The 20,959-nt window shown below is 70.5% G+C and carries 19 protein-coding genes and 2 pseudogenes; 6 read left to right on the top strand and 15 right to left on the bottom strand.

Annotated elements, in window-relative coordinates:
• Positions 1-102: 102 nt before the first annotated feature.
• The 6 genes from ACIBJC_RS11825 to ACIBJC_RS11850 all read right to left on the bottom strand — a co-directional run bounded on the left by ACIBJC_RS11825 (position 103) and on the right by ACIBJC_RS11850 (position 6,162).
• Positions 103-1,395, bottom strand: a complete 1,293-nt coding sequence (locus ACIBJC_RS11825) for a ParB/Srx family N-terminal domain-containing protein (RefSeq protein ID WP_399290796.1) — start codon at positions 1,393-1,395, stop codon at positions 103-105.
• A 119-nt stretch (positions 1,396-1,514) separates the two neighbouring features.
• Positions 1,515-2,102, bottom strand: coding sequence for a hypothetical protein (locus ACIBJC_RS11830; protein WP_399290799.1), 588 nt, complete (start codon positions 2,100-2,102; stop codon positions 1,515-1,517).
• Entirely contained in the window at positions 2,099-3,736 is a 1,638-nt protein-coding gene (locus tag ACIBJC_RS11835; RefSeq protein ID WP_399290802.1) for a hypothetical protein, read from the bottom strand. The genes ACIBJC_RS11830 and ACIBJC_RS11835 overlap by 4 nt, the downstream gene beginning before the upstream one ends.
• A complete protein-coding gene (locus ACIBJC_RS11840) occupies positions 3,733-4,569 on the bottom strand; it encodes an ABC transporter ATP-binding protein (RefSeq protein WP_399290804.1) in 837 nt (278 codons plus the stop codon). The genes ACIBJC_RS11835 and ACIBJC_RS11840 overlap by 4 nt, the downstream gene beginning before the upstream one ends.
• Before the next feature lie 100 nt (positions 4,570-4,669).
• A complete protein-coding gene (locus ACIBJC_RS11845; RefSeq protein ID WP_399290807.1) occupies positions 4,670-5,575 on the bottom strand; it encodes a zf-HC2 domain-containing protein in 906 nt (301 codons plus the stop codon).
• On the bottom strand, positions 5,572-6,162 hold the full coding sequence (locus ACIBJC_RS11850; protein WP_399290810.1) for an RNA polymerase sigma factor: 591 nt from the start codon (positions 6,160-6,162) through the stop codon (positions 5,572-5,574). The genes ACIBJC_RS11845 and ACIBJC_RS11850 overlap by 4 nt, the downstream gene beginning before the upstream one ends.
• Positions 6,163-6,300: 138 nt before the next feature.
• Here ACIBJC_RS11850 and ACIBJC_RS11855 point away from each other — a divergent pair, with 138 nt between their 5' ends.
• Genes ACIBJC_RS11855 through ACIBJC_RS11865 form a run of 3 tightly spaced genes read left to right on the top strand, consistent with a single transcriptional unit; the run spans position 6,301 to position 11,308 of the window.
• Complete coding sequence (locus ACIBJC_RS11855) at positions 6,301-6,609, top strand: trypco2 family protein (protein WP_399290813.1); 309 nt, start codon at positions 6,301-6,303, stop codon at positions 6,607-6,609.
• A gap of 7 nt (positions 6,610-6,616) precedes the next feature.
• A complete protein-coding gene (locus tag ACIBJC_RS11860; protein WP_399290816.1) occupies positions 6,617-10,849 on the top strand; it encodes a trypsin-like peptidase domain-containing protein in 4,233 nt (1,410 codons plus the stop codon).
• Positions 10,850-10,867: 18 nt separating this feature from the next.
• Positions 10,868-11,308: a helix-turn-helix domain-containing protein gene (locus ACIBJC_RS11865; protein ID WP_399290819.1), complete on the top strand. Its 441-nt coding sequence runs from the start codon at positions 10,868-10,870 to the stop codon at positions 11,306-11,308.
• A gap of 22 nt (positions 11,309-11,330) precedes the next feature.
• Here ACIBJC_RS11865 and ACIBJC_RS11870 read toward each other — a convergent pair whose 3' ends face one another.
• The 5 genes and pseudogenes from ACIBJC_RS11870 to ACIBJC_RS11890 form a co-directional block, all read right to left on the bottom strand.
• On the bottom strand, positions 11,331-11,948 hold the full coding sequence (locus ACIBJC_RS11870) for a ClpP family protease (RefSeq protein WP_399290822.1): 618 nt from the start codon (positions 11,946-11,948) through the stop codon (positions 11,331-11,333).
• 1 nt (position 11,949) lies between these two features.
• The gene (locus tag ACIBJC_RS11875; RefSeq protein WP_399290825.1) at positions 11,950-12,618 is read right to left on the bottom strand and encodes a ClpP family protease; all 669 of its coding nucleotides are present in this window, start codon (positions 12,616-12,618) and stop codon (positions 11,950-11,952) included.
• Positions 12,619-12,753: 135 nt separating this feature from the next.
• Positions 12,754-13,458, bottom strand: a pseudogene (locus ACIBJC_RS11880) (phosphorothioated DNA-binding restriction endonuclease); the annotation flags it as partial.
• Between the two features lie 34 nt (positions 13,459-13,492).
• The gene (locus ACIBJC_RS11885) at positions 13,493-14,110 is read right to left on the bottom strand and encodes a recombinase family protein (RefSeq protein ID WP_399291227.1); all 618 of its coding nucleotides are present in this window, start codon (positions 14,108-14,110) and stop codon (positions 13,493-13,495) included.
• A 541-nt stretch (positions 14,111-14,651) separates the two neighbouring features.
• Positions 14,652-15,605 carry an AraC family transcriptional regulator gene (locus ACIBJC_RS11890; protein ID WP_399290828.1) on the bottom strand — a complete coding sequence of 318 codons (954 nt, stop codon included), beginning with the start codon at positions 15,603-15,605 and terminating at the stop codon, positions 14,652-14,654.
• Positions 15,606-15,727: 122 nt separating this feature from the next.
• Here ACIBJC_RS11890 and ACIBJC_RS11895 point away from each other — a divergent pair, with 122 nt between their 5' ends.
• Entirely contained in the window at positions 15,728-16,480 is a 753-nt protein-coding gene (locus ACIBJC_RS11895) for an SDR family NAD(P)-dependent oxidoreductase (protein ID WP_399290831.1), read from the top strand.
• 414 nt (positions 16,481-16,894) lie between these two features.
• Here ACIBJC_RS11895 and ACIBJC_RS11900 read toward each other — a convergent pair whose 3' ends face one another.
• Positions 16,895-17,551, bottom strand: coding sequence for a Tn3 family transposase (locus ACIBJC_RS11900; RefSeq protein WP_399290834.1), 657 nt, complete (start codon positions 17,549-17,551; stop codon positions 16,895-16,897).
• A gap of 257 nt (positions 17,552-17,808) precedes the next feature.
• Here ACIBJC_RS11900 and ACIBJC_RS11905 point away from each other — a divergent pair, with 257 nt between their 5' ends.
• A complete protein-coding gene (locus ACIBJC_RS11905; RefSeq protein ID WP_399290837.1) occupies positions 17,809-18,693 on the top strand; it encodes a helix-turn-helix domain-containing protein in 885 nt (294 codons plus the stop codon).
• Between the two features lie 21 nt (positions 18,694-18,714).
• Positions 18,715-18,945, top strand: a complete 231-nt coding sequence (locus ACIBJC_RS11910; RefSeq protein WP_399290840.1) for a DUF397 domain-containing protein — start codon at positions 18,715-18,717, stop codon at positions 18,943-18,945.
• Between the two features lie 257 nt (positions 18,946-19,202).
• Here the strand turns inward: ACIBJC_RS11910 and ACIBJC_RS11915 are convergent, their stop codons facing one another.
• The 3 genes and pseudogenes from ACIBJC_RS11915 to ACIBJC_RS11925 all read right to left on the bottom strand — a co-directional run bounded on the left by ACIBJC_RS11915 (position 19,203) and on the right by ACIBJC_RS11925 (position 20,682).
• Positions 19,203-19,712: a DUF6879 family protein gene (locus ACIBJC_RS11915; protein WP_399290843.1), complete on the bottom strand. Its 510-nt coding sequence runs from the start codon at positions 19,710-19,712 to the stop codon at positions 19,203-19,205.
• A gap of 358 nt (positions 19,713-20,070) precedes the next feature.
• Positions 20,071-20,295: pseudogene (locus ACIBJC_RS11920) on the bottom strand (DUF6879 family protein); the annotation flags it as partial.
• A gap of 108 nt (positions 20,296-20,403) precedes the next feature.
• Positions 20,404-20,682 carry a hypothetical protein gene (locus tag ACIBJC_RS11925; RefSeq protein WP_399290846.1) on the bottom strand — a complete coding sequence of 93 codons (279 nt, stop codon included), beginning with the start codon at positions 20,680-20,682 and terminating at the stop codon, positions 20,404-20,406.
• Positions 20,683-20,959: the final 277 nt, after the last annotated feature.

Consider the following 20,959-nt stretch of genomic DNA (forward strand, 5'->3'; position numbering starts at 1 on the left):
ACTGATGTCGGACCTGAAGTGCGTCAGGTCCGGATCACAGGAAGAAGTAGTGCTTGAACATGGCGTCGAGTTTAGCGGGGGCGCGGGCGCGGGCCCACTCGTTTACGAGCGGCCGGCGGCGTGCACGCGGGGGTGCTGAGGGTGCTGAGGGTGCTGAGGGTGCTGAGGGTGCTGAGGGTGCTGGGGGTGCTGGGGGTGCTCCGGGCAGTCGCCGGTCCTGGCCGGGAGGTGGCCGCGGTAGTCCAGCGCGTACGCGAGCTTGCCGGGCTTCTTGTCGGTGATCGGCGCGCTCAGCTTCCCGAACTCACCACCGGTCGGCTTCTTGCCGTCGTTCCACTCCGCCATCCGCCCCAGCTCGTCGGCGGTACGGCCGTCGGCGATCACGGTGTCGCCCGGCGTCCCCGACATGGCCTCGGACGCGCCGCGGACCGCGGTGAGGTACGAGGCGGGCGAGGTCAGGTCGTACGTGTCGAGGTCGACCCGGTCGCGCAGCCAGGTGCCCCACAGGAACTCCAGGTACTCGGCGGCGTCGTCGGGCGCCTGGTAGCCGATGTCCCGCGTGAAGTAGACGAGGCTGCGGTAGCGGTCGTCGTGGAAGCGGGCAAGACCGAGCCGCTGCGGAAGCTGGTCCGTGGTGATGGGACGGTTGTTCTCGTCGCGCAGCCAGACCCACTTCCTGTCCTGCATCGTCTGCCAGAACGCGCCGGTGCCCAGATCGCTCAGATTGGCGGTCACGCGCAGCCGGATGTGCGTCTTCGGGCCGCCGTCGGCCGTCTCCAGGAACGACGTGAGGGTGTGGTGCCCGTCGGTCAGATAGAGCGCGCCGCCGGGGCCCACGACGACCGTCTTCATCGCGGCGCGGGTCTCGTCCGTCTCCTGGCCGACCGCGACGGTGCAGGTGAAGCTCGACGGCTCGGCGAGGGTGGCCCCGGCCGGGACCGTCGCCGCCTCCTCCTGGCCGTTGGTCTCGCACCAGTCGTCGAAGCGCTTGTTGACGTCGCCGTTCTGCTCGTCCTTGGTGCTGCTGTAGCGGCCGAGCTTGTAGTAGATCTGGTCGAAACCGACGGACGGCTGGGTGGGACGGAGCTGGTCCAGCGTCACGTCGAGGAGATCACCGGCCCGCGCGCATGTCGCCTTCGCCGCCGCGCCGGAGGGCACCGCGCCGTGCTTCTTGACGCACTTCTGCGTGCCGGACGCCTTCCCCGCAAGGGAGTTGGCGGGCGCGGCGACCGCCGGGGCGCCGCTCGCGACCGCGCCGCCCAGCGCCAGCGCGGCGGCCAGCCCGGCCGCCAGACCGCGTGTCCTCATCCGCTGCTTCGGCTGCTTCGGTCGGAGGGCGGTACGCCGCGCGGGCGTACGGTCCGAGGCGGGTCCGGGGCCGGGTGTGCCGGGCATACGGTCTCCACAGGTCGGTGGCGGGCGGGACAAGGCGGCGGGGGCGCGGACATCCACTCACCTCTCCCCGCCCCGGCCGGTGGCATCCGTACGACGGTGGGGTGTCCGCCGGGTGAACGTCAACGGCGAGGACCGGCCAGCGCGTACGCCGCCCCGCCGCCGACGGCGAGGAGCGCGGCCGTCCAGACGGCGGCGGTGGTGCCGGGCGGCTGGAGCATCCAGGTCGCCGCCTGCGCCCAGACCTCCTCCGTGGACGGTACGAAGAACGCCACCCCGCACCACCCCAGCGGCAGCGCCCACGCGGACCGGCCGCCCCACAGCCACGCCCCGAGCGCCACGGCGCCCGCGGCCCCGGCCGCGTCGACCACGACGTAACCGGCCTCGAAGGCCCGCCCGGACGGGGTGCACAACAGCAGCACCGCCACGGCGAGCACCCCGATCAGCGCCACGTGCGCCACCCGGAGCGGCGCCCAGCGGCGCGCCGCCGTACGGTCGAGCGCCGCGTCCTGACCGCTCAGCCCGGACGCGGACGCCACCACCGCGGAGACCATCAGCAGCGCCCGTATCCTCGGGTCGACCGGCGACCAGGCGGACGCGGACCACCCCGCCAGGGCGGCGGTGAGCGCCGCCCCGGCGAGCGCGGCGGGGAGATGGCGGGAGCGGGCGTACAGGGCGGGACCGCGCAGCACGGAAGGCGCTCTGCTCACCGGGCGCCGCCGCTCGTACCGCCCGTACCGCCCGTACCGTCCGTGGCGCGGGAGCCGTCACCCGCACCACCCGCACCACTCGTACCACCCGGACCACTCGCGCCGTCCGTCAGCACCTTCAGCAGGTCCTGCTCGCCGCCGCGTACGGTCTCCTCGGCGTCGCAGGCGAGCGTGGCGTCCCGCAGTGCCACGATCCGTTCGCGCTGTTCAGCGGCGGGCAGCGCGCGCAGCGCCTCCCAGGCGGGACGGGCCAGTACGTCGGCCTCCTCGCGTACGTAGTTCAGGCCGGGCAGCGGCTTCAGCTCCCCGGTGAACCAGGCGGCGGTCACCGTACGCGCCGCCAATTCCCGTACGGCCAGCGTCTCCTGGGACGTCAGCTCCGCCTCCGTCAGTCCCTCCTCCCGCTCCTCGCTGGTGACCGGGTCCGCGTAGGCGTCGCGGCACGGCGCCGTCCCGGCACCGGCCAGCAGGGCGCGGGTGGTCTCCTCGGGCGTGGCCCCGTCGAGATACCGCGCCTCGAAGTCCACGGGCAGGACCGCCGCCTCGCGCCGTACCGGAGCGCCGGGCGGCCACGGCGTGACCGACTCCCGTACGGACGTCGGCGCACCGGGAAGCCGGGACAGCAGCCGCAGCGCCTCCTCGGCGGGACCGGCGAACCCGTCCAGCCGGGACTCGTGCAGGCGCGTGACGCAGACGCGGCCCTCGCACTCCGGCTCCGTCACCGACGCGTCGGTGATGTACGTGTCGTACAGGTCGCCCGGCAGAATCGGCAGCGCGACCGCCGCGCCCAGCGCCATCGGCGCCAGCGCGACCAGCCGGGCACGGATCCGTACCGCACGGGGGGCGCGCCGCCCCACCGTGGCCAGCAGCAGGAAACCGGTGGCCGCCATACCGAGCAGCCACAGCGCCTGACCCGCGCTCGCCTGCCAGGCGACGGTGAGGAACGCGCTGCGCGGACCCATCAGCGACGGCGCCATCAGCATGACCTGCTGCGGTGCGGGATCCGGCAGTACGTAGCCGCTGAGCACCATCGCGCACAGCAGGGTCCCCACGCCGAGCGCGGGCGGGGTGAACCGCGACGGCAGGGCCTTGGCGATCCCCATGCCGAGCCAGCAACCGGCGACCAGCGAGAGCGCCCCGACGACCGCGATCGGCAGCCAACCCAGGTGCGGGTAGCCGCTGTTGGCGACGACCTGGACCGCACCGGACAGGAACACCAACAGGTAGGCGGTGGTGAGGGTGAGCGCGAAGGCGGTCGCGAGGCCGGCGGCGCGGTGCCAGGTGGGGCGGGACGTGGCCGCGAGGAGTTCGGACGTACCGGAGCGGCTGTCCCGCAACCCCTGGACCGCCCCGGCGACCACCGCTCCGGGCCACAGGAACACCAGGAGCTCCCGCTGCCACCAGGCGGCGGCGGTGTAGCCGGCGGTCCACTGCTCGTCGCCGTGCACCCAGGGGCCGGTGAGGAGGTTCAGGTAGGCGAGCGGGGCGACCAGGACGAGCGCGCCCGTGAACAGGGCCGCGGAACGCCGTAGTTCGATCCGCAGAATCCGTCCGGGGCCGGTGCCGCGACCTGCTGGCGAGGCCGTTTCGTCCACGGGCGCGGGGAGTACGGGGGCGGGCGGGGAGGCGGTCACCAGGCACCGCCCTTCCCCTGCTCGGGGCGGGCCAGCAGCGCGGTGTAACCGCGTTCCAGCGGGCTGTCGCCCGCATGCTTCTCGCCGCCCGCGGCGGAGAGTTCGTCCGGGGTGCCCCGGAAGACCAGGTGGCCGTCCGCGATGAGCACCACGTCCGTACAGGCCGCGGCGACGTCCTCCACGAGGTGCGTGGAGACCACGACGCAGCTTTCCGCGCCGAGTTGGATCAGCAGCTCGCGGAAGCGCAGCCGCTGCGCCGGGTCGAGCCCGACGGTCGGCTCGTCGAGCAGCAGGACCGCCGGATCGTTGACGATCGCCTGCGCGATGCCCACGCGGCGCACCATGCCGCCGGACAGGGTCTTCATCCGGTGGTCGGCGCGGTCGGCGAGACCCACGCGCTCGACGGCACGCTGGACCGCCCCGGGGATGTCGTGCGCGGGGACCTCCTTGAGCCACGCCATGTACTCGACGAACTCACGGACGGTGAAGCGTTTGTAGTACCCGAACTCCTGCGGCAGATAGCCGATCCGGCGCCGCAGCTCGCGCCGCCGGCTCTGGTCACCGGTGGACGCGCCGAGCAGTTCGAGGGTGCCGGAGACGGGGTTCAGTACGGTGGCGAGCGCACGGATGAGGGTGGTCTTGCCCGCCCCGTTGGGCCCGAGGAGCCCGTGCACACCGGTGCCCAGCTCCAGGTCGAGCCCGTCGACGGCGATCTTCCGCCCGCCCGCCCGTACCTTCAGCGCCTCCGCTCTGATCTCCCAGGCGTAGGTCCTGGGCGCCACTTCGGCGGCGGTCACGGCACGTGTCACGGCACGTGTCACGGCACGCGTCATGGAGGAACCTCCTCACTTCCTGCTTGTAGGTATCTGCTGTATCCGCTGCGTCTGCGGTATCCGCTGTTCTCAGCGCTGAGCACTGCGGTATCCGCTGTTCTCAGCGCTGAGCGCCGAGAACGGTGTACGCGCCCCTGCGGGCGACCACGACGGCCACCCCGAGCACGAAGAGCACGCCCCACACCGGCAGGGCGCCGGTCCGCAGGGCGAAGGCCGTACCGCTCAGGGCCACGGTCGGCGCCACGATCACCACGGCCCACACCGCCACCAGGGCGGTCGCGGCGCGCGTCACCCCGATCAGCCCGCCGAGCGCGAGCGTGCCGGTGGTGAAGGCGAGACAGGGCAGCAGCCACTGCGCGAGCGCCGTACCGGTGAGCCAACCGGCCACCGCCAGCACGGAGATGACCACGACGAGCATGGACGTCGTCCGCCTGAGCACCAGATGGAGCCCGGCGCGCGGGGTGGCCGTGACGATCTCGTACGCCGGATCGAGCCCGCGCGCCCACGACGCGGCGACGCCGAACACCGGCAGGACCGGGGCCAGCAGCGCGACGAGGGAGAGGGACTGGGTGGACACGGCGTCGAGGAACACGGCGAGGAGCCCGGCGACCACGGTCATGCAGAGCCAGGGCACCATCACCGGCGACGCCCAGGACGCGAGCACCGGATGGCGGGAGCGGCGTGGCATGGGCACGGTGCCGGGGAGCAGGGGCGCCAGTTCCGACCAGACGCCGTCGACGAGCGTGGCGACCGCCGGGGCGTGCGCGGCGGTGGCGGTGGCGAGGCGCCCGCGGCAGGCGGCGCAGGACTCCAGATGGGCTTCGAGGGCCCAGACCCGGTCGGCGGGGATACCGGTGTCGCCGCGCGCGTACCGGAGGATGAGGCCGCCGGAGGCGTGCCGGGTCCCCTGTTCCGCATCGGCCTCTTCGCGCGTGTCTCCGCTGGTTTCCCCGCTGATGTCCCCGCTGATGTCCCCGCTGGTCTCTTCGCTGGTCTCTCCGCTCATGACAGAGCCTCCCGCATCGCTCTCCGTGCCCGCCGCGCGCGGGTCTTGACGGTGCCCTCCGGCACTCCGAGCAGGACGGACGTCTCCCGTACGGTCAGCCCGTCCAGCACCATGGCCCGTAGTACGTCCCGGAGTTCGGGCGCCAGAGCGCCCAGCGCGTCCCCGACCTCGCCGCCGACCGAGCCGGCCAGCACCTCGTCCTCGGCGGCCGGCGCCACGGCCCCGGCGGCGCCCGCGTGCCCGGCGATCGCCTCGGGCAGCCGCGCCTGGTGCGCGCGCCGCCGGAAGGCGTCGATGAGGCGACGGGCCGCGATCGTCCACAGCCACCCGACGGCGGACCCGCCGACCGCGGCCCCCGCGAACGCGCCCGCGGCGCGCCACACGGCGAGGTACGTCTCCTGCATGACCTCGGCGACGATCTGCTCGTCGGCACACCGCCTGCGCAGCCGTACGGCCAGCCAGGGCGCCGTACGCCGGTACAACTCCTCGAACGCGACGCGGTCGCCCTTGGCGACGAGCCGGACGAGTCTCTCCTCGTCCAGCTCCGCTGGTTTCCTCCTGCGTGATCCCACACCGGCCAGACGCATGGAGGGGGTGTGCGGGTTTTCCTCTCCGTGTGCCGTGCGTCACATCAGGTGCGGCGCGCGGTGGGGTGCGGGCTTGTAGCATTCCCGCACGGTGCGTACGGGGATACGGGGCGTGACGGAAGGGAACCGGGGGGCGGCATGATCGAACTGTCCGAGCTGATCCGCGAGTTGCGGCAGGAGCTGAACTCCGCGATGGCGGACGGCCAGGACGAGGCGGTCCGGTTCGAACTGGGGCCGGTGGAGGTCGAGGCGACCGTCGCCGTGGACCGGGCGGGTTCCGCGAACGGGAAGGTCCGCTTCTGGGTCGCCGAAGCGGGCGCCGACGCCTCGTACACGCACGCGCAGACACAGCGGATCACCCTCACCCTCCAGCCCGTCCTGGTCGCGCCCGGCGCCGTGACGGGCCCCGTCCTGATCGTGGGCGACGAGGCCGACGGCGAACGCTGAGCGCGCCATGACACGGGAGGGGCGGACCACCGAGGAGGCGCTACGGGCCGACCGCGCCGCCGAGATCATCGTCGCCCTGCCCGACGGCGGGCGCCGGGGCTCGGGGTATCTGGTCGCGCCCGGCCGGCTGCTGACCGCGGCGCATGTCGTGGCGGGCGCCACGGGGATCCGCGTACGGTTCGACGCCGACCGGCCGGGCGAGCGTACGGCCCGGGCCGAGGTGACGTGGTCGGACACCGGGATCGACGTGGCGGTCCTGGCCGTACCGGCGGACGGCCCGCCACCGGAGCCGGTGCGCTTCGCCAGGGTCGGCGACTCCGACGCGGTGCTGCGGTGCAGCGCGATCGGCTTCCCGGGCTTCAAGCTCCGTACGGACAAGGACGGTTCGCGCTACCGCGACTCCGAGCACGTCCACGCGACCTGCGCCGTCCTCTCCAACCGCCGTGAGGGCACGCTCGACCTGGCCACGACACCTCCCAACTTCCCTCCAGACGCGGCCCGTTCTCCCTGGGAGGGCATGTCGGGTGCGCCGGTGTTCGCCGGCGGCCGGATGGTCGGCATCGTGGCCCACCACCACCTCGGCGACGGCGCGGGCCGCCTCGCCGCGCGGCGCGTGGACCGCTGGCCGGAGCGACTGGCCCCCCAGGCGCTCCGGGAGCTGGAAGAGACCCTGGGCTGCGGAAGCCTGGCCCTGACGGATCTGCCCGATGTGGTGCCCCCGTCCGGACTCGACCTGATCCAGGAGGCGTTCAGGGCCCAACTGGAGGACATCGCCCCGGCCGACCTGTCCGGCCGTAGCCACGAGCTCCGGGACCTCACCGCGTTCTGCGGCGGCCCCGACCCCTACCAGTGGCTCCAGGCGCCGCCGTGGGCCGGGAAGACCGCCCTGGCGGCCTGGTTCGCGCTGCATCCGCCGCGCGGGGTGGTGCCCGTGTGGTTCTTCATCACCGCACGCTTCGCGAGCCAGAGCGACAGCGCCGCGTACGCCGAGGCGGTGACCGACCAACTCGCCGCGATCGCGGGCCGCGAACCCACTGACCACCGCTCCGCGATCGCCCGCGAGGGCGAGCGCAAGCTGCTGCTGAAGGAGGCGGCGGAGCGGGTCGCACAGGATGGCGGCACGTTGCTGCTCGTCGTCGACGGCCTGGACGAGGACCAGTCCCTCGCCCCCGGCGGCGCGGGCCCGAGCATCGCCTCACTCCTGCCCCGGCGGCTGCCGCCCAACGTCCGGGTCCTGGTGACCAGCCGACCGGGCCCCGGCGTCCCGCCCGACGTCACGAGCGGCCACCCACTGCGGGGGTGCGAGGCCGTCCGGCTGAGCACGGCCGAGGCGGCACTCCACACCCAGTACGAGGCCACGTACGACCTCTCCCAGGCGCTGACCGGGGACGACCTGAGCAGAGACCTCGTCGGCCTGCTCGCGGCAGCGCGCGGCAGCCTGACTCTGGACGACCTGCGCCACCTCACCGGGGCCCAGCAGATGGCGGTGCGGGCGCGGCTGGGCAGTGCGTTCGGCCGCATTCTGCGGATGCGGGGCCAGAGCGGCGGCAGTGGTGGTCCGTCGGGCAGGTCGTACGACGAGAGCCGCGGCTATCTCTTCGCCCACGAGACGCTGTTGGCCACGGCCCTGGCCGAACTGGGCCCCGACGTACGGCCGTACCGGGAACGCCTGCACACCTGGGCCGCGCGGTACGCGGAACGCGGCTGGCCGCAGGACACCCCGTCGTACCTCCTCCATGCGTACGGACGCATGGTGACTGCGCTGGGCGACCTCGACCGGGCGACGGCCCTCGCCACGGATCTCCGGCGCGGCGACCGCCTGCGCGAGGCGACGGGCAGCGACGCGGCGGGCCTGGCGGAGATCAGGGCAGTGCGGGGGGCGGTACACGCGGCAGAGGACAGCGACATCGGTTCCCTGGCGGCCCTGACGGCGGCCGACGCCCTGCTGGCCCGCCGCAACCGGGCGCTGCCGCCGGGGATCCCGGTGGCGCTGGCGCGGCTGGGGCACACGCGGCGTGCGGTGGGTATGGCACGGAGTGTGTTCCGGCCGTCGGACCGGGCGCGGGCGCTGGCGGGAGTGGCGCGCGTGTTGGCGGAGCGGGGGGACGGTCAGGCGGAGGCTCTGGCGCAGGAGGTGATGGGGCTGGCGTCGTGGCTGTCGATGACAGACCGCAAGTGGGTCGCCTTGCTCAAGGCGGATGTGACGGCAGCCGCGGTGGCCGTGGCCACGGCAGGGCGGACGAGCCTGGCGCTCAGCATGGTTGGGTTCCTTCAACCGGAAGTGTTCTCGACCGGGGAGTCGCCCGCGGTGGAGGTGGCGGCGGCCGTGAGCCGGCGGGACCCCGACCGCGCGTCCAGGCTGCTGCGTGAAGCGGAGGAATCAGCCCACAAGATGTCCCACGCCAGAGGGATAAGGGCGATGGGCGAAGTGGCGGAGGGGTACGCGGCCGTTGATCCGCATCGCCAGGACCACCTTCACGACCGGATCTCGCGGGCCGCGGAGCACGCCGACACCCGTGGTCTGGCAGCCGCCGCCAGTGCCCTGCACGACGCCCGTCCGGAAGAGGCGGTCCGGCTCGCACGGCGGGCGGCACGAAATGTGAGGGGGGAGCTGCGCGATCTGGAGCCGACCGTACGGTCCTTCCAACTCGTCGACGAGGTGGTTGTCGCGCTGGCGGACACCGGTGCGGTCGATGAAGCACAGGAACTCCTGGAGTCTGTTCCCACGCTGTTGAAGGACGCACCGCGGGTGTGGACGGCCCTTGCGCTGGGCCGGGCCCGTGAGGGGCGGGCCGATGAGGCGTGGGCCGCGCTGAAGGCTGGAAAGGAAGACAGCGCGGGGCTGGGCGTGACCTGGACCCTGCCCAAGGTGACCGCGGTGCTCGCGGCGGCGGGCCGTGCCGCCGCGCTGGAGTCGGCCGTGCTCGCGGATCCCGGCGGGCACGCGTGGCTGGCCGCAGAGACGCTCTCCGCACTGGCTGGATGCGTCGTGGCCGATGACGCGGAGTCGGCGGCGCGGCTGGTGGCGGAGGCGGAACGTACGGCGGCCGTGCTCGGCCGCGAGACGCACTACCGCGATACCGACGAGTCCGTCGCCGTCCTGGCGGGGGCGCTGGCGGCCATCGGCCGGTTCGGCGAGGCCGAGTCCCTGACCGGGCGGATCGGCACAGAAGCGGTACGTGTCTGGGCGCTCGCGGCGCTGTCGGTGGAACATTCGACGGCTGGGGCGGCTGGGGCGGCGGACGCGTTGAGCCGCGATGAGGCGCTGCGCCTGGCACAGGCGGCGGCGGATGGAGCTGCGGGCATCGACGACTGGCTGGACCACGCGCGCGCCATGATCGTGGCCGCGCAGGCGCTGGGGTACGCCGGTGCCGACGACCGTGCGCGCGCCGTGGCCGAGGCTGTCCGGGACGGGCGGTCCGACAGCTTCCGCGTCAGCGCCTTCGAGGACACGGACGCCAGGAACCTGGCGCTCATCGCCGTAGCCACCGCACTTCGGGAGCGCGCACCCGCCACGGCTGTGGACTTCATGGACGACCTGTGGCGGCACGCGCTGTCCGGTGAGTCCACGGTCGACGGCCGGGTCTTCGTGACGTTCGCCTGCCTGCTCGTGGCCGCGGGCCACGACGGTACGGGTCGCACGGACCGCATCGTGGACACCGTTCGCCGCGTCAGCGGCGCCAGCTACACGTGGGAGGCTCCGGTTCTGCGGGCGCTGCTGGATTCGAGGTCCGGTTCGGAAAGTGCTCGACAGCGGCTGTCGAGAATGTCGGAGGAGCAGAGTGGTGCCGCGGCCCTGGCCCTCATGGCCTTGGGCGACGACGGAGCCGCCGTCGAACTGTTGGACCGTTCATTCACCTCATTCTCCCGCGTCCGGCCGGTCGCGGAATACGCCTCGCTCGCCGCGTACGCAGCCGGGGCGGAAGCCCATCGACTGATTCTCCAGGTATCAGATCCGGCCCACGACTTCACCCACGCGATCCGTCAACTGGCATCGCTCGTCGCACCCCGTGAGGCCACCCCCGCCAACCGTGCCCGCGCCCTCCCCCTCCTCCGCAAGGCGTTGACGGCCGAGGACTGGCACCACGCCCTGCCCGTCCTCGCCGTACTCGAACCGGACGCCGTGCTCCGCGTACGGGACGTGGTCATGGCACACCTCGGAGCACCGCCTCCCGGGCCACCCCAGGCCCCGCCCGTTTCGCCGGGGGCGCAACCGGGACCCCCTGACGGCCGGGCCTGACACCCCTACCCTGAGAGGGTGACGAGCCACCAGCCGGACCGAGCCCGCGTCGTACCCCTGCGCCCGCGTACGGCGCAGGCGGCCCCCGCGCCCAGGAAGCAGGCCAAGGACCCCCTTTGGCGGCATCTCGTCGGGGATGTCCTGCGGCGCGAGCGCCAGGCGCAGGAGCGCACCCTCAAGGACGTGGCCGAGGCGGCCCGGATCTCCATGCCGTACCTCTCGGAGCTGGAACGCGGTCGCAAGGAGGCGTCGTCCGAGGTCCTGGCCGCCGCCGCGGGGGCCCTCGGACTCGGACTGGCCGATCTGCTCGCGCGCTCCCACGGCGAACTCGTCCGCCTCGACCGGGCCCGCCAGAACCGCCCTTCGGGAGGTACGGGCGACGGCACGGTCACGGCGCTGGCGGGGCGCGGCGCGCGGGGGACCTGGTCGCGGCAGTCCGCAGCGCGCCTGGCGGCCTGACCCCCTTATCCCCTCAGCGAACTTATCCCCTCAGCGAACCCGGGACCCGCCTCCGGCTCAGCACCTCGTCGGCCAGCCCGTACGCCACCGCCTCGTGCGGTGTGAAGACCCGGTCGCGGTCCATGTCCGCGCGCAGGGTCTCCACGTCGTGGGGGGTGTGCCGGGACAGGATCTCCTCGACCTCCGAGCGGATCCGTACCATCTCCTTGGCCCGGAGGCTGAGGTCGGAGACCGTCCCCTGGTGGCCGCCGCTCGCGGGCTGCCCGAGCAGCACCCGGGCGTGTTCGAGGACGTAGCGCCGCCCCGGGTCCCCGCCCGCCAGCAGCACGGCGGCGGTCGAGGCCGCCTGGCCGACGCAGAACGTCGAGATCGGCGACCCGATGAAGGTCATCGTGTCGTAGATGGCCATCAGTGAAGTGGCCGAACCTCCCGGTGAGTTGAGATAGATCGAGATCTCGGTCCCCGGGTGCGCGGACTCCAGATGGAGCAGTTGGGCGATGACGACGTTCGCGACGCCGTCGTCGATCTCCGTGCCGAGGAAGATGATCCGCTCCGACAGGAGACGGCTGTAGATGTCGTACGCGCGCTCGCCGCCCTGCGGTGTGCGCTCGATGACCGTCGGAATCGTGTACTGGCCCATGTCAGAGTCCGATCCGTCGCTGCGCGGCGGCCGGCCGTACGTCGTCCAGCGACGAGACGACCCGGTCGACCATGCCGTACTCCTTGGCCTGTTCGGCCGTGAACCACCGGTCGCGGTCGCCGTCGCGGGAGATCGTCTCCGGTGACTGGCCGGTGTGCTGGGCGGTGATCCGTTCGATGGCGCGCTTCATGAATTCGAGGTTCTCGGCCTGGATCGCGATGTCCGCGGTGGTGCCGCCGATGCCGGCCGAGGGCTGGTGCATCATGATCCGCGCATTCGGCAGCGCGGCGCGCTTGCCCTTCGCCCCCACCGCGAGCAGGAACTGCCCCATGCTCGCGGCGAATCCGATGGCGAGGGTGGCGACGTCGTTCGGGATGAGCTGCATCGTGTCGTAGATCGCCATCCCGGCCGTCACGGAGCCCCCGGGGCTGTTGATGTAGAGCCCGATGTCGCCGCGCGGATCCTCCGCCGACAGGAGCAGCAACTGCGCGCAGACCCGGTTCGCGGAGACGTCCGTGACCTCGGTGCCGAGCACGACGATCCGCTGGGTCAGCAGCCGCGCGGCGAGATGGTCGTCGAAGGGCGTCGCCGCCGCGCCGTTGCCCTGTTCGGAGGCGGAGGAGGCAAAGGGGGTCGGTGGGAAATCCAGGTCGGTGACGAGCGGGGACATGGGCCCTCCTTGAGGTGACGCGGCGCAGGTCGCCGCGCGTTCCTCCCCACCCTTGCCCGGCCACCGCCCTGACATCGGGTCCCTCGGCCGACAGCAGATCAGCCAACGGCAGAGCGGCACCTGATGGCCGTCTGCTCAGACGGGCTCGGGCGTCCGGGCCTCGCCACGGAACACCTGCGCCGTATGCCAGTCGACGTGTTCGGCGGCCACACCGGCGCTGCCGCTCTGCGGACCGAGGAGCGCCCGCCCGCTCAGATCGAGTACGTGGCTCCGCGCCGCAACCCCACGCCCCACGAACTCCCGCGAAACGGTGATGCGTTGGCCGGAGTCCAGCCCCAACACCCCCCGGTCGAAGAGCTTGTGGTGCAGCGAGTACAGGCACAGCGCGTTGGACAGCTCGTCCGGCCCCTTGAACGCCCACCACTGCACGTGCGCCGCCTTCAGCCCGACCGGCACCCCGCCGAGGGAACCGTCGAACCCGCAGAAGGCGCACCGGTATTCGTAGGCGACGAGCACCTGCCTGCGCAGCTCGACACCGCGCCGCCGGTCCTCCCGTACGGCGCCGGGCACGGGGGCCGACCGTACGGCGTCCAGCTCCAGGTCGAGCCCGATGTCGGCGGCGATGTCCGCGTGGAGCGACGGCGGGAAGTGCGTGTCCAGCAGCAGATGTACGAGCCGCCCGAGCAGCCCCGGGTCCGCGTCGAGCGCGGCCCGCAACTCCGGTACGAGCCGCCCCTCCGCCCCGCTCTCTCGCAGCGCCCGTACCCCCGTACCCGGACTCGCGTCCCCGGCGTCCGTCCGTACGCGCCACACACCGTCGCTGACGAGATGGGGTGCCGGTGAGAACGCTGTCACCATCCGCAAACGGCGGTGATCAGTCCTCTGACCTGGTGGGTTGGGGCAGTTCCGGCATGCTCGTCGCCTCGGCGAGTGCGAGGCGACCACCCTTGAGCTCGGGCACGTAGTTGTAGATGGTGTTGCGGGAGACGCCGAGGAGCTTGGCGATCGAGGTGACGGTGTTCTCCGGACGGGCGAGCAGGTCGCGGGCGTGACGTACCTGCTCCTCCGTCATCGCCGGCGGGCGGCCGAGCCGGGCGCCGCGGGCGCGGGCGGCGTCCAGGCCCTCGTTGGTGCCCTGCACGATAAGTTCGCGGATGAACTCCGCCAGCGCCGCGAACACGTGGAAGACCAGGCGCCCGCCGGGCGTGGTCGTGTCGAGCGCCTCATGCAGCGAGGTGAACCCGATGCCGCGCTTGCGCAGGCCGGACACGATCGCGATGAGGTCCTGGATGGAGCGGCCGAGCCGGTCCAGCGACGGGACGACGAAGGTGTCGCCCTCGCGCAGGTAGTCGAGGGCCTTCCACAGTTCCTCGCGTTCGGCGTTCTTGCCGGACTTCTTGTCGGAGAAGATCCGGATGCACCTTGCTTCGGTGAGTGCGTGGATCTGCCGGTCGAGCAACTGTCCCTTGGTGGACACGCGTGCGTATCCCACGAGGCTGCCGGTCCGTACGGCTGGAACGGGGGCGAGGAGATCGGCGGCGTCGTCCTGGGGTGGCTGCACCTGCCAGATCGTACAGAAAACGGTGCTCCTCAAGTTCTTGAGCACATCGACTTTCTGACACCGTTTTATGGGCATGATCCGGCGTCGATCCGGTCGCGCGCCGCCACTTACCGATCTTGCTCATCAATCGGTCGATAGAGGAGCGCCGCGCGAACGAGCCGTGTGTTCGCGAACTTGCGCGACTCCTTTTGGTCACCCGTGCGCTCGTGCGACCTTCGGGTTGTCGGTCCCAGCGCTACTGATCGGCATGCCGCTGACGGTGGTCAGAGCCAGCGGCGCTCGGGGAGGACGACACGGTGTGTGGCCAAGGCGTTGCCGCCGGAGTCCGGGCCGTGGTCCCGCTGCACTGAATCCGCGGGAGAGCTCCTGCCGGCAGCACGGCGCCTCCCAACAGTCAGGGCAGCGGGCCTGAGAACCTGATTTCGATCCCTGACTATGGGCTTCGAGAACGGGTACTCGTCACGGTACGGGGTCAGTGGCCCTGATCCGGACGGCCGTTGACCGCGCAGGTTGATGTTTTGCGGAATTGTTTGGGTGAGGAACCGACCACGCGGCGGAATGCGGTGCTGAACGCGCTCTCGGATTTGTAGCCAATCGTGAACGCGAGTTCGGAGATCGTTCGCGTGCCGCGGCTCAGGGCATCGCGGGCGAGGCTCATTCTCCACTGGATCAGATAGTCCAGCGGGGTGGTTCCAACCCGGCTCCTGAAGGATGAGGCGAACGCGGAACGTGACATGTGGCTGATACCGGCAAGCTCTTTGAGCGTCCAGGGGTGTGCCGCGTCGGTGTGCATGGCGCGAAGTGCGGCACCGATACCGTCGTCGTTGAGCGCTCCCAGCCAGCCGGTGGGCTGATCGGCCTGTTCGGCGTGGGCGCGCAGCATGTGGACGAACAGGACCTGTGCGAGGTGGTTCAGGACGAGAGAGCTGCCGGCGGCGGCGGTCCTGGTCTCGGAGACCAGGAGCTCGCTGAGGTGTGCCAGGAGCTTGCCGCGGGGATCTGCGGCACGGACAAGCACGAGCAGCGGTAGGACCTGGGCCAGGACTGGGGCGTTCGTGTCCTCGAACGAGAAGTGCCCACCGCAGAGGTATGTGTCTTCCTCGGCCTCCGGGCCGATGCGTACGACACCGTCCTTGGCGCTTGCCCACACCGGCTTCGCGGGGCGCGATGGTGCGGTGAGTGTGCTGCCCAGGATGTAGGGCGGGGGGTTGCCCAGCAGGTAGAAGTCGCCCTCTTCCAGCAGTACGGGCTTGTGCCCGTCAAGGGTCAGCCAGCAGGTGCCGCGCGCGACGACGCCAAGCTTGACATCCGAGGGCTGGTCGAAGCGCAGCGCCCAGGGGCCCGCCGCATGGAGACCGGGGTCGATCACGGTGCGAGGGCGCAGAAGACCGATGGCGTCGGTGATCGGATCGCCGGAGCCGAGCATGCGCTCCTCCCTTCTGGACGATACGTAAAGAAATAAGGACTACACATGATGCACCGCACCGGGGTGTTCCTGAAGTATGGCTATCGAAGCAGGTCAACACAGAGGGCTATGGAGGCACTCGCATGGGACAGCTTGAGGGCAGGACGGCTGTGGTCACCGGCGGCAGCACCGGAATCGGTCTGGCCACCGCCGCACGTCTGGCAGACGAGGGCGCGCACGTGTTCATCACAGGCCGGCGCAAGACCGAGTTGGACGCCGCCATCGAGACCATCGGAGCATCCAGGGCCACCGCGGTGGTCGGCGACATCTCCGAGACAGCCGACCTGGACCGGCTCTACGACGCGGTCCGCGCCAGGGGACAGGGACTGGACGTGCTCGTCGCGAACGCGGCGGTCGGTGCGTTCGTCACGCTGGAGCAGACCACCGAAGACCACTTCGACCAGACCTTCGGAGTCAACGTCCGGGGCACTCTGTTCACCGTGCAGAAGGCGCTCCCGCTGCTCAATGACGGCGCCTCGGTCATCCTGACCTCCTCCACAGCCGCCGACAACGGCATGGAGGCGTTCGGCGCGTACGCGGCGTCCAAGGCCGCCGTCCGGTCGTTCGCGCGGACATGGTCCAACGAACTCAAAGGCCGGGGCGTCAGGGTCAACGCGGTGTCGCCGGGCGGGGTCGAAACTCCCGGACTCGCCAATATTTTCGGCGGCGAGGAGACACTGTCCGCCGTCAAGGAGAATGTCGCCGCGACCGTGGCCAAGGGCCGCATAGGGCGTCCTGAGGAGGTCGCCGCCGCCGTGGCGTTCCTGGCTTCCGGACAGAGCAGCTACATCGTCGGCGCGAACATCTACGTCGACGGCGGGCAGAACCAGATCTGAGAACTTGATTTCGATCCTGAGTCGTTGACCGCCCCGGCATTTCTTGCTGATCGGCGAGAAACGCCAAGCCTCTGAGCTGCTGCTTCTTCGTTCTTCACGCTCTTGACGCGCGGTGGCGGGGCTGGGAGGCAGGAAGGGGGCGGGCGGGGTGGTGCCAGGGATCTGCCCGAGCTGGGTGACCTGTGAGGAACGGTGGTCGCCGATGGCTCCGAGATGATGCGCTGGTGCCGCTGGTGCCGGATTGGTCGGTCGTCCACGCGTCTGGTCCGCAGTTCGACGGGAAGCCGTGGCTGACCGCATGTTCGCGCGAGCACCTGGCTGACCTGGTCGAACAGTGCAAACGGCGCCCGTTCGTGGACGCCGAGCTGGTGGCCTGGGTCACCGGCACCGCGTCGGTGGCGGGACTGGACAGCCTTATGCGTCCGCGCCTTCCTCGGCCGGCTCCTCATCGCCCGCTGTACGAGGGCTGGGCACCATGACCGCGGTGAGGCTGAGGCGGGCGGCCATGTCGAGGGTGACCTCGCCGTACGGGCGGACGTGGGACCAGAACAGCGGGGTCAGGCCCCGCCGGTCGGCGGGCGTGAGGAGGCCGGCCCACTCGGGTTCGCCGAGGATGTCCTGGAGCATCAGGGTGTTCACGTAGACCAGGGCCGATTGCAGAATCCGCAGGCACAGCACGAACATCTCCTGCTCGTCGCGCCGGTTCGAGGCGATCTCCCCGCCCTTGCCGTACGCGATCACGCTGTTGGCGCCGTTGGAGGACTCCATCACGTTCAGGCCCTCCTCGACCTCCCGCTGTAGGTCCCGCAGCCGCAGGTAGCGGGCCACGAAGATGGTCTTCTGGGCGCGGCCGACCTCCAGCATCGCCGCGTAGGTGGGGTGGGAGGCGTTGCGGGTGAAGCGGCGCAGGATCGCCTCGGTGGACGCGGTACGGGTCCGGATCGCGGTCGCGTACTTGATCATCTGGTCGTACTGCTGGGTGATGAGTTCCCAGCGGATCGGGCGGGTCAGCGCCGGGGTCAGCTGCGGGTAGGCGTCCGGTTCGCCGGCCACGGGCCGGTACAGCTTCACCTTGTTGATCGGCGACCAACTCCTCGGTCAGGGCAAGGAATTCGGCGTGGGTGAGGGGCGGGACGCTGGAGGCGGGAGAGGCGGGCCCTGCTGCTTCGGCTGACATCGTGTCCTCCTACTGAGCGTGACTGATTCGACGCTTTGCGTAGGGGTGTCCTGAGTCCTGGTCGCGACCACTTTCAAGTGGACAGTCCATTTTTCACGCGGACGGGTAACTGTGATGCGCCCAAAGCGACGGACGAGTACCGGAGGGGCCCATGGGACGGAACATGGAGATCGGAACGTCGGTGGTACGACGCTGGCAGCTCGCGGCGTCGTTGAAGGCGCTGCGCGAGGGCGCCGACCTGACCCAGGAGGCCGCGATCGAGCGGTTTGATCCGCTGCCGGGGCGCTGGTCGCGGTCGAAGCTGTCCCGGATCGAGAACCGGGAGCACAACATCAAGCCGCGCGAAGTGGAGCAGTTGCTCGATGTGTACGGGGTCACCGACACGCGACTGCGCGAGGGGCTGATGGCGCTGGCCGCAGGCTCGTCGGAGCGCGGCTGGTGGATCAGCTTCGTCGACGCGCTGCCTCGGGACATCCAGCCGCTGTTGAGCATCGAGGACAGCCTCGTCGAGCTCCGGAGCTTCCAGCCGCAACTGGTGAACGGGATCCTTCAGACCGCCGAATACGCACGCGCCGTCATGCTTGCGGCTGCTCCCGGAGAGTGCTCCCCGGAGGAACTGGAACGCAAGGTCGCCGCCCGCATGATCCGTCAGCACGTACTCCAGAGGCAGCCGGCCCCGAAGGCGCACTTCATCTACGACGAAGCCGTCCTGGACCATGTCATCGGAGACGAGGAAGTCATGCGGGGCCAGTTGCGAAAGCTGCTGAGCGTGGCCGAGAGCCCGAACATCTCGATCCAGGTCCTTCGGCGTGACGTGGGCGGGAGCCCCGGACTGGAGGATCCGTTCTCGATCCTGACGTTGCCCGCGCCCATGCCCGACATCGGCTACACGGAGGGCCCGGCGGGCATGTTCTACATCGAGGACCGCGAGCATGTACGGGCGTGGACGCTGCGGTTCGGCATCCTCACCGAACTCGCGCTCTCCCGGGCGGAGTCGAGGGACATGATCGCCGAAGCGGCGAAGCAGTACGCGTAACCCAACGAAGGGAGCTGTCACATGACGCAGAGGGACCCGTTGAAGCAGCCGCACTGGCGGAGGAGCAGTTACTCGGGCGGCGGCGGCGACACCGGCGGCGACTGTGTGGAAACCGCCCTCCTCCCCGATGGCCGCTTCGCGTTCCGCGACAGCAAGCGCCCGGACGCGGCTGTACTGGCCTTCGGCCGTGCGGAGGCGGCGTCCTGGCTCCGGTACGTCAAGGCGGCGGAGCCTCGCGGTCTCGCGGAGTGATCCGGGCGGGGCGGAAGGCTCCTCTGTGTTTCCACGAGCCCATACGGCGCAGCAACCGCCACGCGGTGGCCTTGGTGGCTTCGGCGCGGGCCGTGGTGAGGAACTCTTCCTTGACCTCAGGGCCGACAGTAGGACCTTGCCGGTTTCGATCTTCGAGAGCTTGCCGGCCGACATGGATGCTCTGCGGGCCACGGCATCACCCGTGAGTCCGGATGTGCCCCGCAGCGCCCGCAGGTCTCTCCCGAGGGAATCCGCGGTCAGCGGTGCCGCTCCCAGTACTCCGCGAACGGCACAGCTCCGGCCAGGGCTCGGTCGCGGTAGTCCCGGTACTCGGCGACTCTGGCGGCGGGCAACGGGGCGGCGCCGATGAACGCGCCGTTGGGCGTGTAGTGCATCCGGAACACGCGCTGGTCGTCGAACAGCCAGAAGTCGTGATCCGGCAGGCCGCTCACGGAATGCTCTGCGGCATCGATGATGCCGATGGTCTCGCCGGCCTGGATGTTGCCGGGGTAGGCGGCGAGTTCGTAGCGCAGGTAGTCGGTCAGGGGAGAACGGAGCACGTGGACACGGGACACGTCCTTGCCCTTGTCCGTCATCGACCGCACCCACGGGTTGTCGTCCCAGTCGGGGCCCATCTCGCCACCGGCGAGGAAGCGTTCGTACTCCTCGCGCTCCTCCTCCACGTCGTACGTGGACAGCGTCTCCAGCCGGAAAGCGGATCGTTCGAAGGTCTCGAAGAGTTGGGCGAACGCCTCACCGCTGAGCACGGAAGTACTCCTCCAGCATCGCAGCAGGTACCAGGACGGCGGTCTCACCCTCCGGGAGATCGGAGTTCTTCTCGCCCTCAGTGCCCCATAACGTCGGGCACGATCCGTTCTTGCAGCTCGGATCCCCCGTCAGCTTCCGCAGCATCGTTGCTCCTCGCGTAGGCGTGCGCCTGTCGTTCACGATGCTCCCGAGCGGGACGCGACCAGGTCAAGCCTCGATTCTTTCCAGAACGGGAAAGGGGCTTCGGACGGGCCCATCGGTCTTCTGCGCCCTACTCCGGCTGACTGAATGGCCGATCGGTGAGCGGATGTTCGAATTGCGCCGGTTCGCTCGCGCAGCGTTTGGGCGTCCTGGACCAAGGCTCTTCGCGTACTTCTCGAAGGGCACCGATTCGGCCAGCGCTACACGCTGATATTCAACGTAGGGCGTTGCGTCACCCTCGTGTACTTCCCGGCTGATCTGTGTGCCGTCCGATTCGTAGTTCATCAGGTCGACTTCTGTTCTGTCGAACATCCAGAAGTCCTGGACGCCGGCCAGCGGATTGTGCCGCGAGACTGCCGCCTGAACGGCCCTTGTTGGCACTGTTCGCTCTGAACCGTACGCCGTGAGGGGTACCCGCACCGTGACGCCCTGATACCGCTGCCTGCTACGAGATCCAGCGCCTGTTCATCACCCTCGTGGTCCGCATCGCTACGCAGCGCCCTGTTCCGTCAAAAATTCGAGCAGAAGGGAGAACAGGCAGTCGACGGCGTGCTGCTCCTGCTCCGTGTCCAGTGAGCCCCAGTGCCGGATCCCGACATCCGGAAATGCCTCCTCAAGGACGAGTGCGATCCAGTTGAGGCTGGTCTCTTCACCCTTCCTCATGATCAGCCACTCGGTGAACCTGCTAAGCATGCCGTCGGAGCGGCCCAGGCCGAACCCAACGAGGAACATGACGGTCGGATAATAGGTACCGCGCAGGCCGAACATTCCTGGTCTGGCGCTGACCTGCTCGATGAACTATCTGTCGTTCACAGGTCTCCTCGGAAACCGAAGTTGATCACGTCGCCGTATTCCCACTGAGCCTTGTGCTCGACGTAGTGGTGGTCCACTTCATAGTTTCTTGATCACGGTACTTGCCGAAGAATGAGACCGCAGGCCTGACCGCCGTGGGCCGGAGACTCCCGTCCGGGGAGAGTGGCTTGCCCGATGCCTGATACCAGCCGCGCGCGTGTCGTGGATGGCCCGTCTCGAAGTGACGACGGCT

This window comes from Streptomyces sp. NPDC050509, from assembly GCF_044457965.1.
Taxonomy (GTDB): domain Bacteria; phylum Actinomycetota; class Actinomycetes; order Streptomycetales; family Streptomycetaceae; genus Streptomyces.